Source organism: Acinetobacter sp. CIP 51.11, assembly GCF_000369665.1.
Lineage (GTDB): Bacteria > Pseudomonadota > Gammaproteobacteria > Pseudomonadales > Moraxellaceae > Acinetobacter > Acinetobacter lwoffii_S.
The window spans coordinates 688,291-704,434 of the sequence record NZ_KB850129.1 but is presented as its reverse complement, the minus strand read 5'-3'; the positions used below and the strand labels follow the sequence as shown (position 1 = coordinate 704,434).

Genomic DNA, 16,144 nt, shown 5'->3' with positions numbered 1-16,144 from the left:
GAGTATTATCTATATATGAGCCCCGCTTTAAACTACGGGGCCTCTTTGTATTTACTATAACTGAAGAACGATAGTTTTAAACCTAAAGTATCCCCGGAAATGTAGATTTTATTTCGCGAAAAGGCAAGCAGTTCCATGTTTTTCTTCGAATTGTTTGACCCAATTCTCATGTTCCTGTAATTCCTGTTCTGACGGGAGAATCACCGGTAATTCAATTTCAACTCTGGCCATCCCTGAACGGCTGTTCTGGTCTTCAGACTGGGACAGGGCATCGATATCAAAAGACACCTGTCCACCGGTCATCGCCAGATAAACATCGGACAGGATTTCCGCATCGAGCAAGGCACCGTGGAAAGTACGGTCACGTTGTGGAATCTCGTAACGGCGCACTAAGGCATCCAGCGAATTTTTCTGCCCGGGATGCTTGGACTTGGCCAGTGCCAAGGTATCGGTGACGTCACAAACTTCGGAGAGTGCTTTAAAACCTGCACGTTTGAATTCCATATCCAGGAAGTTCATATCGAAGGTTGCGTTATGCGCAATAATTTCCGCGCCGTGTAAATAGTCAAACAGCACTTGAGAAATTTCTTCAAACAGCGGTTTGTCTTGCAGGAATTCGTCGGTGATCCCGTGGACATTCACAGAATCGCCGACCGGTGTTTTCGGATTGATATAAATATGAATCGAGCTGCCGGTCAGTTTGCGGTTAATCATTTCCAGCGCGCCGACTTCAATAATCCGGTCACCATCCTGATAATAAAAACCGGTGGTTTCAGTATCCAGAATCAGTTGTCGTGGGCCATGCAGCTGTAACTTGGCCGGTGTAATGACAATTTGCGGATGTATCTCAGTCGAGGCAGATACCTCTGAAGATGAAGCATCTTCATTGCTGTCCGTTGCTAAAACTTCAGTCTGTACAGTTTCTTCAACAGTCACTTCAATGATTTCTTCCGGCAGATCTTCCAGTTCTTCTTCGCTCTCGGCCAGATCCAGACCGAAAGGATCGTCTAGCAACCAGTCGGGTTCAGATTTTTTTTTATCTTCAGACATTGAAGGGCTTTGCTTGGATTTTTTCAGGGTTTCATCAGCACCCAGATTGGCCAGCTGATCGGCCATTTCATTGCCCGGATGTCCAGCATGACCTTTGACCCAGTGCCATTCGATCTCACGTCCCTGACAGACTTCATCGAGTTTTTGCCACAGATCCGGATTTTTGACGTCTTTCCAGTTTTTCTTTTTCCAGCCGTGAATCCATTCGGTAATGCCTTGTTTGACGTATTTGGAATCGGTATAGATCACCAGTTTGTCTTGCTTGTCACAGAACAGAATCCCTTCAATCGCAGCCGTCAGTTCCATACGGTTATTGGTAGTATGGTCTTCACCGCCACAGATTTTGTGTTCTTGTTGGCCATTAACAATGTACGCACCCCAACCGCCTAAACCCGGGTTGCCGCGACAGGCGCCATCAACATAAAGTGTGATAGTGTGTGACATAGATGAAATCCGATCAAAATAGAACAAGCTGGAAGGCTTATTGTATAGCGCAAATGCAGTCGATCAATCTATATGTCCGGGATTTTTTAATTTCTTGTAACATTTAACGTGAAATCGCGGTAAATTATTGGCTTGAGTCTTCGACATGCTTCACTACAATGGCATATCTAAAAAATAAATTTATATACGAGTTGTTTGGATTTCTTTATGTATAAACCAACCGCAATTTTGTGGCAGCCGACATTACCTACATTTTTAAAATATTCTGTACTGGGAACTGCGCTTGCTTCTCTAGGACTGACGGGCTGTTCATCTACACAAAGTGCGACCCAAACAGCATCAAGCAAGCAGGTTGGATCACAATATCTGGATGCCAGCAGTCTGGATGGACTCGAAGATTTACTCTCTGCAACGGATATGCGTGCAGTCGAAGGTGACCGTTTACAGATTCTGAAACATGGTGATGTCTGGAAACGCATGACCGTAGGTTTCAAGATGGACTTAAGTGTCTGGAATCCGCGGATTGATGCGCAGCGTGGCTGGTTTATTTCACGTCAGCCTTATCTGGATCGCTTAAGTGCGCGTGCATCACGTTATTTATATTACACAGTAAAAGAAGCAGAACGCCGTGGCATGCCGACCGAGTTGGCACTGTTACCGATTATTGAAAGTTCTTATGACCCGGCAGCGACCAGTAGTGCGGCGGCAGCAGGTTTATGGCAGTTTATTCCAAGTACCGGCCGCATTTATGGTCTAAAGCAGACTTCTTTATACGATGGTCGTCGTGATGTGGTGGAATCCACCCGTGCAGCCTATGAGTTTTTAGGCAGTCTGTATAACCAGTTTGGTTCCTGGGAATTGGCACTTGCTTCTTATAATGCCGGTCCAGGTCGTATCCAGCAGGCGATTAACCGTAACAAAGCCGCAGGTCTGCCTACCGATTATTGGTCATTGAAACTACCACAAGAAACCATGAGTTACGTGCCACGTTTCCTGGCGGTTGCACAAATTATTAAAAATCCGGGCAGTTATGGGGTGAGTTTGCCACCGATTGCCAACCGTCCGCATTTCCGTGAAGTGCCAGTGGGCGTTGCCAGTTTAAATGAAATTGCAGCGATTACCGGTTTGAGCCGTGCAGAACTGTATCAATTAAACCCGGGTCATCGTGGTGATCATATTGATCCTGCAAGTCCGCGCCGTATTCTGATTCCAGCTGACCTAAGTCCTTCAGTGGATGAGAAGCTGAAAAAATTATCCGGTTCAGGCGGTTTATGGGCGAGTAACACGAGCAGCCTGCCGCGAAATACGACGACAGTGGTGCCTACCAGAGCCGCGCCGCCAGAATTAAATACCAAAACCATTACACCGGTAAAACAGACACCACCGGTTCTTGCCAATACTCAGCCTGCAACGACTGTTGCCAAAACGACGACTCCGGCTAAAGCTGCAAGTACGCCACCTGTCGTCACAGCGGCGGTAAGTACCGCGACAACGGCCAATACTGTAACGAAGACTACGAAAAAGATTTCGACGCCTAAAGGCTCATCTGCCTTGGCCAGTTTTGCGGCACAAAGTGATTTGCCGATTCCAAGTGCGCCGCGTATTCCGGTAGCTGTAACACCTGCAGCGCCAGCGAAACAGATTCAGGTCGAACCACCGATTTCGGCAGCTGAGCGTCAGCAAGTTGAGCAGGCGGTCATCGCACAGGATATTCAGAAAACTGTAGATGAAATTCTGCAGCCTGTCGCAACACCGGCAGAACAGGCCCAAGTGGTTGAAGAGCTGAAAGCATTGGCGCCGGCTGGCACAGAAATTGTTGATCCTTATGATGGCAAAATCAAGCTGACTGCCATTCAAACCAGCCTGTCTGTGGCTGAGCAGCAAGGTAAAGAACTGACAAAAGGCTTCTCTTATCCAAAAGAAGTTGCTGACAATACCACTGCGAATTCGGTTGAAGCCCAGCTGAATCAGGGCAAAAATTACGTCAAGACTGATTCTGAAGTGGTGGTGGTTGCTCCAAAAGGCAAACGCAGTACCTATAAGGTGTTACCAGGTGATAATCTGGCAATGATTGCGGCTAAAAATGGCGTGAACTGGCGTGATGTGGCGAAATGGAACCAGATTGATCCAAATTCTCCGCTGTATGTGGGTACCACCATTTATCTGTATGATGCCAAACCGGTACAGGAAGCCAGCAAAGCCAAAGAAAAGCCGGAAACTTATGTGGTTCAGGCCAATGACTCTCTGACTAGCGTAGCGAATCAGTTTGGTTTTAGCGTGAAACAACTGGCTGATTTTAATGGACTGAGTACCAATAGCGGTCTGTTTGTTGGGCAAAAGCTGTCACTGAAAGAAACGGTTGCCTCTAAATCTAAAGCTGAAGAGATTAAAAAAGCTGAAACTGCCAAGGTTCAGACCAAATCTTATACGGTGAAACGCGGTGAATATCTGAAACTGATTGCCGATCGTTACGGGCTTTCAAATACCGAACTGGCATCATTAACGTCGGGTCTGACTGCCGGTAGCAGTCTGATGGTGGGACAGAAAATCAATGTACCACTTCAGGAAGTTGAAGGGCTAACAACATCTAACCAGAAAACTGAACAGAAGTTTGAAAATGTTAAAGTCGATCAGACTGCAACTGAAAACTATCAGGTCAAACGCGGTGAAACACTGTATAGCATTGCCAGTCAAAGCAAGCTGAGTGTCTCTGAACTGGCTGCACTGAATGGGTTGTCTGCCAATAGTGGTTTACGTATAGGTCAGACCATCAAGATTCCAGCCGGCAGTCAAATCCCTGAAACCTATACGGTTCAATCGGGTGATACGCTGACCGGTATTGCCGCAAGATATAATTTGTCAATGGACCAGGTGGCGAGCCTGAATGGCATGTCACGTAATGCAGGTTTGCGAGTGGGGCAGCGTCTGAAACTGAGTGGTGACGTGACAGAACCGGTAAGTGAAGTGGTCGCGGAAACTGCGGTCAAGAATACAAAATCGGATTCGCATGTGGTGAAGTCAGGGGAAACCTTAAGCTCTATTGCACGTCAGTATCATTTACAACTGCAATATCTGGCAGATTTGAACGGCCTGAATACCAATAGCACAGTGCGTATTGGTCAGCGTTTAAAAATTGAGGGTGACTTTCCGGCAGATAAAAAAGTTGAAGGCGTGAAAGTGGCAGCTAAGCCTGTAGCTTCTAAGGCAACTGAATCCTATACGGTAAAATCCGGTGAATCCCTGAATGTAATTGCCAGCCGTTTAGGCATAAGCGTGACCGACCTGGCTCAGTTAAATAATCTGAGTCCACGCGCAGGATTGCGTGTCAGTCAAACGATCCAGATTCCAAAACTGGTGACGGATTATAAAGTCAAACGCGGTGATACCTTAATCGGTCTGGCTTCACGTTATGGTCTGAACAGCAATGAACTGGCGGAAATGAATGATCTCAAACCAAATACACAATTGCGTATTGGTGATGTGATTAAAGTGCCGAATTAATGAATGGATCATGAGATTCGCGCATTTATTTAAAACTTTCAGGTTGATCTGGCTAGCCCCGCTGCTCGTAAGTAGCAGTTGGGCAGCCCTGATCACCACCCCATATATTGCACTACATAGCCAGCCGAAATATGCCCAGGCCAAATCCCTGCCTTATGCCAATCCGCAAGCACCGAAAGGCGGTACGCTGATTCTGGCAGCTGATGGCAGTTTCGATAATTTGAACAGCATGAATGGCAAGGGCAATGTCACTGAGGGGGGCAACTATATTTTTGACAGTTTGCTGTCCAAGTCACTCGATGAGCCTGGTGTGTACTATCCCTTGCTGGCGGAAAAAGTCAGTTTTGACCCCCAAAAAACCGCCTTTATTATTTTTCATTTAAATCCCAAAGCACGGTTTAGCAATGGCCAGCCGGTGACTGTGCAAGATGTCAAATACAGTTTTGAGTTGTTTCAGACCCAGTCCAATTTTGGCCTGCAAATGTATCTAGCTGATTTAAACCGGCTGGAAGTCCTGTCACCTTTACAGGTCAAAATGCATTTTAAATCCGGACATAATCCGGAAATGGCGATGATTGTCGCGCAGATGCCCATTTATTCTAAACAGGAATGGCAAAAACGTAATTTTAAAGAATTGACGCTGAAACCGATGCTGGGTTCAGGGCCTTATGTCATTGAACACATAGATGCTGGACGTAGTATTAGCTACAAACGCAATCCCCGATACTGGGGCAAAGACTTGATGGTCAATCGCGGGCGTTATAATTTTGACCGGATCAAGTATCGTTATTATCGTAGTCCTGAAATCAAGTTTGAAGCTTTCAAGTCGGGCCAATTTACCTTGCATGAGGAAAAACAGGTCAACCGCTGGGTGAAAGACTACCAGTTTCCCGCCGTTCGGCAAGGACAGGTGCAGCGTTACCGCTTTCAGCATCACAACCCGATTCCGACTCAGAGTCTGATATTCAATACCCGCCGTCAGCCTTTTGCCGATATCCGTTTCCGGCAAGCCTTGAGTTTTGCCTATGACTTTGAATGGCTGAATAAGGCCATGTTCTATGGTGAATATCAGCGCCTGAACAGCTTTTTTTCCAATAGCGAGCTTGCATCTCATGGACGGCCAAGTGTTCAAGAACTGCACATTTTAAAACCCCATTTAAAGCAGCTTGATCCGGTTCAACGTCAGGCGGTACTTCAGGACTGGAAATATCCTCAGTCAGATGCCTCGGGTTTTAACCGGAACAATCTGTTAAAAGCCCGTCAATTGCTTTTAAAGGCAGGCTATCGTTATCAACAGGGGAAGTTGGTCAATGCTGCGGGTCAACCGGTACAGATTGAGTTCCTGTTGCATCAGGCGGAACAGCAGCGTGATCTGATGCCATATCTACGTCATTTAAAACGCTTGGGCATTCAGGCCAGCATCCGTATGGTAGAAACCGCGCAATATTATGAACGGCTGCGGAATTATCAGTTTGATATGATTGTTGATACCATGCCGCAATCCCTAACACCGGGACAGGAGCAGAAACAGTTCTGGGGCAGTCAGGCCGCCACGCAGCCAGGTAATTATAATTATGCCGGCATTCGAAATCCGGCCATTGATGCCGTCATTCAGCAGGGAATTCAGGCTCAAAACCGTGAACAGCTGGTGAATAGTACCCGAGTATTAGACCGTTTACTGCGCGCAGGCTATTATCATATTCTGACTTATGGTACGGGCGAATACTGGTATGCTTACTGGAATATGTATCAGCAGCCGCAACGAAAACCTAAACTCTCCGCCGGGATTGATTACTGGTGGGTCGATGCGGCAAAGGCCAGACATGTGGCTGATTATTTCAAACAGCATTAAGCTCCAAGCCTATCAGGGAGTGCCATGAGCACTTATATTCTCAAACGTCTGTTGCTGATGATTCCAACCTTGCTGATCATTTTGCTGATCAATTTCATGGTGATCCAGCTGGCACCCGGTGGTCCGGTGGAGCAGGTGATTTATCAGGCGCAACAGGTCAATGGTTTGACGCATACCGGATTGCAGTATCAGGGAAAGCAAGGCCTCACACCGGAGATGCTTGAGCAGATCAATACCCAATACGGCTTTGACCAGCCGCTGCATATCCGCTTTTGGGAAATGGTAACGCGTTATGCGCAGTTTGATCTGGGGCAGAGTTTTTTCAAAGACAAGCCTGTGACTGAACTCATCTGGGAAAAATTTCCGGTATCGCTTTCTTTAGGCCTGTGGAGTACTTTGCTGATTTATCTGGTCTCCATTCCTTTAGGGATCAGTAAAGCCCGCAAACATGGCAGTCTGTTTGATCAGACCACCTCTCTAGTTTTGGCCGTGGGCTATGCCATTCCAGCCTTTATTTTTGCCATTTTACTTATCGTTTTTTTTGCTGGCGGGTCTTATCTGCACTGGTTTCCCTTGCAGGGCATTCGCTCTGAAAATTTTGCTGAACTCTCATTCTTTGCGAAAATTCATGATTATTTCTGGCATATGGCCTTGCCGCTGTTGGCCATGGTGCTCGGCGGATTTGCCAGTTTGACCTATCTGGTCAAATTTTCTTTTGTGGAAGAGCTGAGCAAACAATATGTCCTGGCTGCGCGGGCCAAAGGTTTAACTGAACATGCAGTGCTGTATCGGCATGTATTCCGGAATGCCATTTTAGTGCTTATCGCAGGTTTGCCCGAAGTTCTGATCGGGGTGTTTTTCGTGGGCAACCTGTTCATCGAGATTATCTTTAATCTGGATGGGTTAGGCGTCTTAGGTTTTGAGGCGATTATCCAGCGTGACTATCCGGTGATTTTTGGTACTTTGTTTATCTTTACCTTGCTCGGTCTGATACTGCGTTTACTCAGCGATTTGCTCTATCAACTGATTGATCCAAGGATTCATTTCAGTTCACGTCGAGGATCACAATAATGTCTTCCTTGATGCAAGCACGCTGGCAACGTTTTAAGCAGCATAAGCTAGGCTTTAGCTGCTTCATTATTTTCAGTGCTATTTTCATCATTTCCTTGGGTGCAGAACTAATTGCTAACGATAAGCCCTTGCTGGTGAAATATGATCATGCTTTTTATCTGCCCATCCTGAAATCCTATCCGGAAACCACGTTTGGTGGAGTATTTGAGACAGAAGCAGAATATAAAGATCCCGTTGTACAGCAACTAATTGCAGAAAAAGGCTGGGCGATCTGGCCCATCATTCCATTTTCTTATCAAACGCCAAATTTTGAACTGGCTGAACCGGTGCCTTCGCCCCCGAGTGCGCAAAACTGGCTGGGAACAGATGATCAAGGCCGTGACGTTCTGGCACGGATTCTATATGGCTTAAGGATTTCATTACTGTTTGGTTTTGCACTGACTTTATTGTCTGCGGCGCTGGGAATTTTAGCAGGGGCAATTCAGGGTTATTATGGTGGATGGATTGACCTGATCGGGCAACGCATACTCGAAGTCTGGAGTGGTTTGCCGATGCTGTTTATGGTGATGGTACTGGTCAGTCTGTTTACCCCGAGTATTTACTGGCTGTTTCTGATCATGCTGTTATTTGGCTGGACCACACTGGTGAGTATGGTGCGCGCTGAGTTTTTACGCGCCAGAAATCTGGAATATGTCTGGGCAGCAAAAAGTATCGGGGCCGGGGATGGACGGATCATGTTCAAACATATTCTCCCCAATGTGATAGGTTCTAGCCTGTCACAGTTACCTTTTATGCTAACCGCCAATATTACTGCACTGACAGCACTGGATTTTTTAGGGTATGGTTTGCCACCCGATTCGGCATCCCTAGGGGAACTCTTGCTTCAGGCCAAAAACAACTTAAATGCGCCGTGGCTAGCATTGTCGGGATTCTTTAGTTTGGCCATTGTACTGAGTTTGCTGATCTATATGGGAGAAGCAGTACGGGATGCTTTTGATCCAAGAAACTAAATCACAAAAATCTTTAACCATGAAAAAATAAGCAGATAAAATTGTGTAAATTTGACAAGACTGATTGTCAATTGTTCTGGCTTACGTTATAAACGAGTACAAAATAAAAGTAACGTATCAGGACAGATCATGACTCAATTGGCCGATTCCATTCAAATTCGCAATACCACTTTCAAAAATCGCATCATCAAAGGTGCCATGAGTGAAGCACTGGCCAATGATGCCGGCCAACCCAATCAGGCGCATTTCAAGTTGTATGAAGCATGGGCCGAAGGTGGCTTGGGTTGTGCTATTACGGGTAATGTCATGGTGGATTATCGTGCCAAGAATGAACCGGGCGTCGTAGTGGTAGAAACAGAACGTGATCTGGCGCAGCTCAAAGTCTGGGCTGACGTAGGCAAACAACATGATATGGTACAACTGGTCCAGTTGTCACATCCGGGCCGCCAGTGTCCCAAAGGTCTGAATAAAGAAACGGTTGCACCGTCCGCAGTCCCATTTAGTCCGGCTTTGGCCATGAGCTTTGGAACCCCACGGGAATTGCGTGAAGATGAAATCCTGGATATTATCCAGCGCTTTGCCACTTCGGCTGCTATCTGTGAACAAGCAGGATTTGAGGGGGTGCAGTTGCATGGGGCACATGGTTATCTGATTAGCCAGTTTCTGTCACCGCTGACCAATAAGCGTCAGGATCAATGGGGTGGTAGTATTGAGAATCGCACCCGTTTCTTGCTGCAAACCTATCAGGCTGTTCGTGCTGCGACTTCGGAAAATTTTATTATTTCAGTCAAGCTGAATTCAGCTGATTTCCAGCGCGGTGGTATTAGCGAAGAAGATGTCATTTATGTCTTTAAGGCGATGGACACTGCAGGCATTGATATCATTGAAGTGTCAGGTGGTAGCTATGAAGCACCTGCGATGGCCGGCGTGAAAGCAGACAAGCGCAAGGCCTCGACCATTGCCCGTGAAGCCTATTTCCTCGATTTTGCCGAAAAAATTCGTCAGGAAGTGAAGTGCCATATCATGGTCACTGGTGGATTCCGAACTGTTGAAGGCATGAATGCCGCGCTTGACAGTGGTGCTTGTGATTTTGTCGGGATTGCACGTCCCTTTGCGGTAGAACCTGACTTGGGCAATCGTCTGGTTGCAGGGCATGATGTACGTTATGTGGTTGAGAAAATTAAAACCGGTATTCCAATGGTCGACAAAATGGCGATTATGGAAATCATCTGGTATGCCGCGCAGTTTAAAGAAATTGCCAAAGGCAAGCAGCCTAATCCTAAGCTGTCACCACTAAAGGTCTTTTTGCAGTATCTGAAAGGCAATGTCAAAGCGGTGATCAAGGGACAATTAAACTCGCGAAAATCGGCTTAATCTTTATTAAAAAACCGGACACTGCAAATGTCCGGTTTTTTAATTTCTGGCACTTAGGGATGCTTTAGGAATAATGCATCGCCTGGGTCTGAAAAGGAAATAATAACTGGCTTAACTGACGAGTCGCCCATAAACCAATTTCAGTATGATGCATATGCGGTGCAGTATAAGGAATCAGTAAATCAATTTTCTGTTCCGCACCTTCACAGCGCATGAAGCGACTTTTTAACTGATTCAAGCGCTGCTGGTCCATACGGCTCATTGCAGGTTCAATTTTTGCCTGTGATGGGGTTGCACTACGTGAGGACAGGCGAGTTGCCAAGCCTGCGCCCTGAATCCAGTCTTTAATAATCTGTTTTTCGGTCGCATTAAAGACCCCAAACATTTTACCTTCCGGATGATCTATCATTTTCCAGAAACGGCTTTGCTCCACTGGTGCATCTTTTACGATCCAGCCTTTGTCAATCATGACCTGCAAAAACTCGGCAATCTGGGCAGGATCGGATAACCAGTCATTGATGGTCTTACCACTAAACTGGCATTTCTGATTATGAATATATTGACCAATCAGCGCTTTATTCTGGAACACTTTTAAAGCCATCTGTTCAATATCTAGTTCCTTGATGATTTGGGAAGAACTTCTACCCAAGTCATTTAGAACATAGCCTTTTTTAATTAGCTCCAGATAAGCTTGTGGATCTTCAGCATGATGAAAATGCTGGATAAATGCTTGCAGGGATTTCTGCGCATGACCATTGTGAGCATTATCAATAGTAATGTGCACATTGAAATAATGCGGATCGATACCCAGTTCAGCCAGTTCATAATTGGTGATTAACAGATGCAGCGGTAACTGTTCATAACCGAGATTAAAGCCAATGACCAGAGGTAAATATTTGGCCGGGGCATAAGCCAGTGCCAACTGTACGGCAGCCTGTTCATAATAACTGTCATCCAAATGCTCGGCATAACTATTCAGCTCATAATGACTCAACAGGTCCTGATACATGGTGACATGATTGGCACGCGGATGCCCTAAGCCAAGCTCTTCGAGATAGATGTAAATCAAATCTTTTAGCTCGGGCTGATTGCAATTTTGCACGGTCGAATATAACCAGGCACCATCGACCAGTTTAACCGGTGCAACTTTCGCCAGGAATTCGAAAGCATGGGAAACCGTAGGAAAATATTCCCGGGCTTGGCGCTGTTTACGGCGATTGACATAGGTCTGGAAAGTGGCACAAACCTGATGATGTTGCTCTAAAAGATGCTGTTCAACCTGTTCAGGCTGATCTAACCATCCGAGAGTATCAATATTTAAATTTTTAATCAGATCGCTCAAATAAGATTCGGCTTTTTCGGTTTTGGTATATGTCGAAATTTCAGTATCTTGGAAAAAGTTGACCCAATCCTTAAAGCTTTTAATTTGATAATTATGATTTTTATTTGGCGATAAAGGTAAACTTAGCTCTGTGCTGACGAACATAATCTGATCCTTGCAGATTTTTCTTGATTTACCTTAACGTGCTCTCTAAAAGCAGGGTGTTGAATTTTTGTTCTAATTTATTGGTGTATTGCTTTAAATGAAAATGAACGGATATTTCTATGCATAGAAATGTTAAAACAATACAAATTGTAAAATTAAGAATGGGATGGCAGCCGAAAGAGTGAGGGAAAAATTTGAACAAATGATAAAAACAGGGTTTAAAGATTAGAGAAATAAAATTTGCAAGATAAAAAAGCCCGAGTCGTAATGCTCGGGGCTTTTTGTTGAGATGTTGCCATCTCGAATATGGCGTCCCTACGGGGATTCGAACCCCGGTTACCGCCGTGAAAGGGCGATGTCCTAGGCCTCTAGACGATAGGGACAGTACAGAAGATAAATTTTAAAACCGCTACTTTCAGCTTGAAGTAATGGCGTCCCTACGGGGATTCGAACCCCGGTTACCGCCGTGAAAGGGCGATGTCCTAGGCCTCTAGACGATAGGGACTTAATAAAATCTACTTCTGAAAATTGGCGTCCCTACGGGGATTCGAACCCCGGTTACCGCCGTGAAAGGGCGATGTCCTAGGCCTCTAGACGATAGGGACGTTTCAGAGGTGGGCGTATAATAGGGTGAAAACAGGGGGGTGTCAAACGCATTTCCATAAAAAAAATGATTTTCTGGATTGAGTGCATAAAATTAAAACAATCTTGTGGGAATGCTTGAAAATTACATGGTTTAAGCCGGATTTTTAAGCAATTCCAGAATTGCTTCTACCACCTGCGGATGCAGTAAATAGCCGGTAATGTCATGCGGGCGGTGAATATGCGTACGAATGCCGTGGTTAATAATGGCGGGTTGAAACTGAAATGGCGGTTGTGTAAGAGGAAAGGCGGTAAGAAAATCATCAGTTGAATAGAAATTTATCCAGTCGCCTGTAATTGCTGCAGGTCGTACAATGGGTTGCGGTAAATGTGACTGGATCACCTGGAAGGCTAATGGCGATCCTAAAGTAATAAAACGCTGTACATTCAGTTCAGGATGCTGAATAAGATAATTATAGGCAATCACACTGCCCAGAGAATGAGCAATCACAATACAAGGTTTGCGACCATTCAATTGCCGGGCAATTCGCTCATGAACTTCCTTCATGAAAGCAGGATTGTCGAGATACAGATAGGTTTCAATCAGAAATTTTTGAAGCAGGCTCCGATGCAGACTGGGAAAATAATTCAGCAACAATACAAAGTCGCGCAGTGCAACATTTTTGCTTAGCGTGGTAATAAATTTGAATTTCTGTTTAAAATCCATCGGGCCATTCAAATGAAGCTGGGGAAGATCGGAAATCACGGGCTTGCGCCAGCCAGGACGTGGAACGGGTGCAGGAAGCTGAGGATGGACAGGTTGACGGAAACGAAAGCTGGGCCATTGCTGGGGCATCAAGGTTCCAGCATTCAGGATGTTGCGAACGTTATAGTGTGAAAGTAAGTCTCCATAAAATGGAATGTGAATGTGACGTCGTAAATAACTGAATCTGGCATCATGACGGTGTTTGCGAATGCCTTTTTGAAGTATATGCAGCCAGCGCTGGCGGATCGATGCAGCACTATGATGTTGCTGGTTCATTCCATGAATAAAAATAACTTTCATCGATACCTCACGGAGGTCGATCTATATATTCACAGTATAGAGAAAATTGCGGCAAGCCAAGCTGCACTTTTTGTGGCGTTAATGTTTAAATTATCTTCGATAAAACAATCATTAACAGACATTTGTATATTTATAAAAAAGGCAGAAAAAGCAGTGAATTGGTAGGTTCGGATGAAAGATTATACTGAATAGAAGAAGAATATGAATGGAACGGTAAAAGTTGAATTTAGAGTTTGGCGTGAGTCTTAGAGTAATTCCAGGAGCGCTTTAATGACGTCTGGATGCTGAATATAACCATCAATATCATGCGGATGATAGATGGAGGTATGAATCTCCTGATTAATAATCGCTGGCTGAAACTGGAAGGGTGGTTCTGATAATGGAAAGGCAGTCAGAAAGTCATCGCTACAATAGAAATTTATCCAATCGCCTGAAATTGCAGCAGGCCGTACAATTGGTTGCGGCAGATGAGCCTGGATCACCCGAAATGCCAACGGTGATCCGAGAGTAATAAAACGCTTGATATTCAGCTCCGGATGCTGGATCAAATAATTATAGGCAATCACGCTGCCGAGTGAGTGAGCCACCAGAATCTGTGGTCTGCTGCTATAGAGTTGATTATGAATGCGGCAGTGAACTTCATGCATAAAATGTGGGTTGGCCAAATAAAGATAACTTTCTAGCAAAAATTTATGCAAAAAGCTGGCATGTAAGCTGGGAAAGTAATTGATGAGTACCGCAAAATCCCGCAAAGCAATATCTTTGCTTAATGCTGTGATGAACTTTAGTTTTTGATTGAAATTCAGGACATCATCAATATTCGACTGCGGGACGTCACAAATTTGATAGGTACACTGGTCTGGTGGCGATGCCGGTTGCAGCTGTGCGGGATGTAAAAAAGGGAAATGCGGCCACTGTTGCGGCATCAGGGTGCTGGCATTCAAGACGTTATGAAAATGATGCCGAGAAAGTAAATCGCCATAAAAGGGATACGGATATGCCGTTTTAAATAAGTAAAACGGGCTTGCTGTTGTAGGTTTTTCTGAAGGCCTGTTTTGAAGAGATGCAGCCAATGTTGACGTAATGAAGTAGCCGTATATTGTTGCTTGTTCATGCCGTGAATAAACACAATTTTCATCGACGCACCCTTAAGGCTGCCCACTATGGTTATAGTATAGATAAAAAAAGAGCGGCCGGAGCCGCTCTTTTAAAACTGATGATTAAGACTTGTTGTGATAAAAGGCATAATAACTTGCATAACACGCTGCAATAAATAGCAGACAGCCTATGAAGCTGATACGCATTGATGGATCAAAGACCATACTGATACAGGTAATAAAACAGAACACAAAGCCCAGGATTGGTACAATCGGGAACAATGGTGCAGCAAAGCCCAGTTCTTTGGCCGTATGACCCTGTTTATACCACTGACGACGGAAGTTGAACTGGCTTAAGCAAATACTCATCCAGACCACCACCATGGTAAACGCTGCAACGCCCAGCAAGTTGGTAAAGATCGTCTCTGGCGCAAACTGTTCAGACAATAAACCTGGCAATGCACCCAGCATAGTTACCATAACTGCAATATACGGTACACCGCGAGCATTCAGTCTTGAGAATACTGCAGGTAACTGTTTGCTGTATGACAATGACCACATCATACGTGAAGCAGCAAATAAGCCCGAGTTGGCAGCAGACAACAATGCAGTGATAATTACAAAACGGATGATGTCTTCAGCATATGGGATACCAATGTGCTGGAATACCGTTACGAATGGACTGCTACTTACGCCTTCAGCGGCTAAGCCCGCTTCCTGATGCGGAAGTAAGGCTGTTACCACGATAATGGTACCTACAAAGAAAATTAATAAGCGGAAAATTGCCGTATTAATCGCTTTAGGGACATTTTTCGCAGGATCTTCAGTTTCACCGGCAGCCACACCAATCAGCTCGGTACCAGAGAAGGCAAAGTTCACGATCAGCATCGTAGCAAAAATCGGGAATAGACCTTCAGGGAACCAGCCTTGTGCAGTCAGATTGGTAAATAAAGGTGCAGCTTCATAGCCTTGATAGCCCAGAACACCAAAGATGGCCAATAGACCTAAAAGAATAAAAGCAACAACCGTGACCACTTTTACCAGTGCCAGCCAGAATTCGGATTCGGCAAACCAGCGAGTAGAAATCATATTTAGACTAAATACGAATACACCAAAGATAATGGTCCATAACCACATAGAAATGTCCGGGAACCATTCCTGCATCAGCAAAGCCGCTGCAGTAAATTCAGTTCCGAGAGTGACCGACCATGTCAGCCAGTATAACCAGGTGATGGTATAGCCTGTGCCTGGTCCAATATAACGTTTGGCATAAGCACCAAATGAACCAGATTCTGGCATATGAACGGCAAGTTCGCCCAAACATAGCATTACCATGTACGCGATAATACCGCCCAGGAGATAAGCGAGAATGGCACCTACAGGCCCCGTTTGTGCAATGACTTCACCCGACCCTAAGAATAGGCCTGTTCCGATTGCGCCACCAAGCGAAATCATGACCAGATGTCGAGTACTCATAGCGCGTTTTAAAGGCGCAGAATTGCCCTGATGCGTAGCATCATTCGGAGATGAGTGCATAGGAAATAAGAAATACTTCAAAGGAATGAAGCGAGCTATTGTAGTGAAAAACTACAAATCTGCAATCGAATAATG

Annotated in this window: 9 protein-coding genes, 3 tRNA genes and 1 pseudogene; 5 read left to right on the top strand and 8 right to left on the bottom strand. The window is 45.2% G+C overall.

Translation table 11 applies throughout. The features are described 5' to 3' along the window. Positions 1-108: 108 nt before the first annotated feature. Positions 109-1,494 (bottom strand): DNA polymerase III subunit epsilon, encoded by a 1,386-nt coding sequence (gene dnaQ, locus F894_RS07160; protein ID WP_005246882.1) that lies wholly within the window; start codon positions 1,492-1,494, stop codon positions 109-111. A gap of 207 nt (positions 1,495-1,701) precedes the next feature. Here dnaQ and F894_RS07155 point away from each other — a divergent pair, with 207 nt between their 5' ends. The 5 genes from F894_RS07155 to F894_RS07135 all read left to right on the top strand — a co-directional run bounded on the left by F894_RS07155 (position 1,702) and on the right by F894_RS07135 (position 10,302). Beyond that, positions 1,702-4,995, top strand: a complete 3,294-nt coding sequence (locus tag F894_RS07155; RefSeq protein ID WP_005246881.1) for a LysM peptidoglycan-binding domain-containing protein — start codon at positions 1,702-1,704, stop codon at positions 4,993-4,995. Between the two features lie 10 nt (positions 4,996-5,005). Further along, positions 5,006-6,847, top strand: a complete 1,842-nt coding sequence (locus F894_RS07150) for an extracellular solute-binding protein (protein ID WP_005246880.1) — start codon at positions 5,006-5,008, stop codon at positions 6,845-6,847. Positions 6,848-6,871: 24 nt separating this feature from the next. Further along, on the top strand, positions 6,872-7,918 hold the full coding sequence (locus F894_RS07145) for an ABC transporter permease subunit (RefSeq protein ID WP_005246879.1): 1,047 nt from the start codon (positions 6,872-6,874) through the stop codon (positions 7,916-7,918). Then, complete coding sequence (locus F894_RS07140; RefSeq protein WP_005246877.1) at positions 7,918-8,928, top strand: ABC transporter permease; 1,011 nt, start codon at positions 7,918-7,920, stop codon at positions 8,926-8,928. Before F894_RS07145 ends, F894_RS07140 begins: the two co-directional genes overlap by 1 nt. A 129-nt stretch (positions 8,929-9,057) precedes the next feature. After that, the gene (locus F894_RS07135; RefSeq protein WP_005246876.1) at positions 9,058-10,302 is read left to right on the top strand and encodes an NADH:flavin oxidoreductase/NADH oxidase family protein; all 1,245 of its coding nucleotides are present in this window, start codon (positions 9,058-9,060) and stop codon (positions 10,300-10,302) included. Between the two features lie 64 nt (positions 10,303-10,366). Here the strand turns inward: F894_RS07135 and F894_RS07130 are convergent, their stop codons facing one another. From F894_RS07130 to F894_RS07090, 7 genes and pseudogenes are all read right to left on the bottom strand, one after another. After that, entirely contained in the window at positions 10,367-11,788 is a 1,422-nt protein-coding gene (locus F894_RS07130) for an iron-containing redox enzyme family protein (protein ID WP_005246875.1), read from the bottom strand. Positions 11,789-12,095: 307 nt separating this feature from the next. Beyond that, positions 12,096-12,171: transfer RNA gene (locus F894_RS07125), tRNA-Glu, on the bottom strand. A gap of 46 nt (positions 12,172-12,217) precedes the next feature. Then, positions 12,218-12,293 (bottom strand) — tRNA-Glu (locus F894_RS07120). Between the two features lie 24 nt (positions 12,294-12,317). Further along, a tRNA-Glu gene (locus tag F894_RS07115) sits at positions 12,318-12,393 on the bottom strand. 131 nt (positions 12,394-12,524) lie between these two features. Continuing rightward, positions 12,525-13,436: an alpha/beta fold hydrolase gene (locus F894_RS07110; protein WP_004646374.1), complete on the bottom strand. Its 912-nt coding sequence runs from the start codon at positions 13,434-13,436 to the stop codon at positions 12,525-12,527. A 245-nt stretch (positions 13,437-13,681) separates the two neighbouring features. Next, a pseudogene (locus F894_RS07100) lies at positions 13,682-14,574 on the bottom strand (alpha/beta fold hydrolase). Positions 14,575-14,656: 82 nt separating this feature from the next. Continuing rightward, positions 14,657-16,069, bottom strand: a complete 1,413-nt coding sequence (locus F894_RS07090) for an amino acid permease (RefSeq protein ID WP_004279544.1) — start codon at positions 16,067-16,069, stop codon at positions 14,657-14,659. Positions 16,070-16,144: the final 75 nt, after the last annotated feature.

Excerpts from the sequence above, each read along its gene's own strand:
- F894_RS07145 (WP_005246879.1), top strand. The coding sequence starts at position 6,872 with ATGAGCACTTATATTCTCAAACGTCTGTTGCTGATGATTCCAACCTTG.
- F894_RS07110 (WP_004646374.1), bottom strand. The coding sequence starts at position 13,436 with ATGAAAGTTATTTTTATTCATGGAATGAACCAGCAACATCATAGTGCT.
- F894_RS07140 (WP_005246877.1), top strand. The coding sequence starts at position 7,918 with ATGTCTTCCTTGATGCAAGCACGCTGGCAACGTTTTAAGCAGCATAAG.
- F894_RS07135 (WP_005246876.1), top strand. The coding sequence starts at position 9,058 with ATGACTCAATTGGCCGATTCCATTCAAATTCGCAATACCACTTTCAAA.
- F894_RS07155 (WP_005246881.1), top strand. The coding sequence starts at position 1,702 with ATGTATAAACCAACCGCAATTTTGTGGCAGCCGACATTACCTACATTT.
- F894_RS07130 (WP_005246875.1), bottom strand. The coding sequence starts at position 11,788 with ATGTTCGTCAGCACAGAGCTAAGTTTACCTTTATCGCCAAATAAAAAT.
- dnaQ (WP_005246882.1), bottom strand. The coding sequence starts at position 1,494 with ATGTCACACACTATCACACTTTATGTTGATGGCGCCTGTCGCGGCAAC.
- F894_RS07150 (WP_005246880.1), top strand. The coding sequence starts at position 5,006 with ATGAGATTCGCGCATTTATTTAAAACTTTCAGGTTGATCTGGCTAGCC.
- F894_RS07090 (WP_004279544.1), bottom strand. The coding sequence starts at position 16,069 with ATGCACTCATCTCCGAATGATGCTACGCATCAGGGCAATTCTGCGCCT.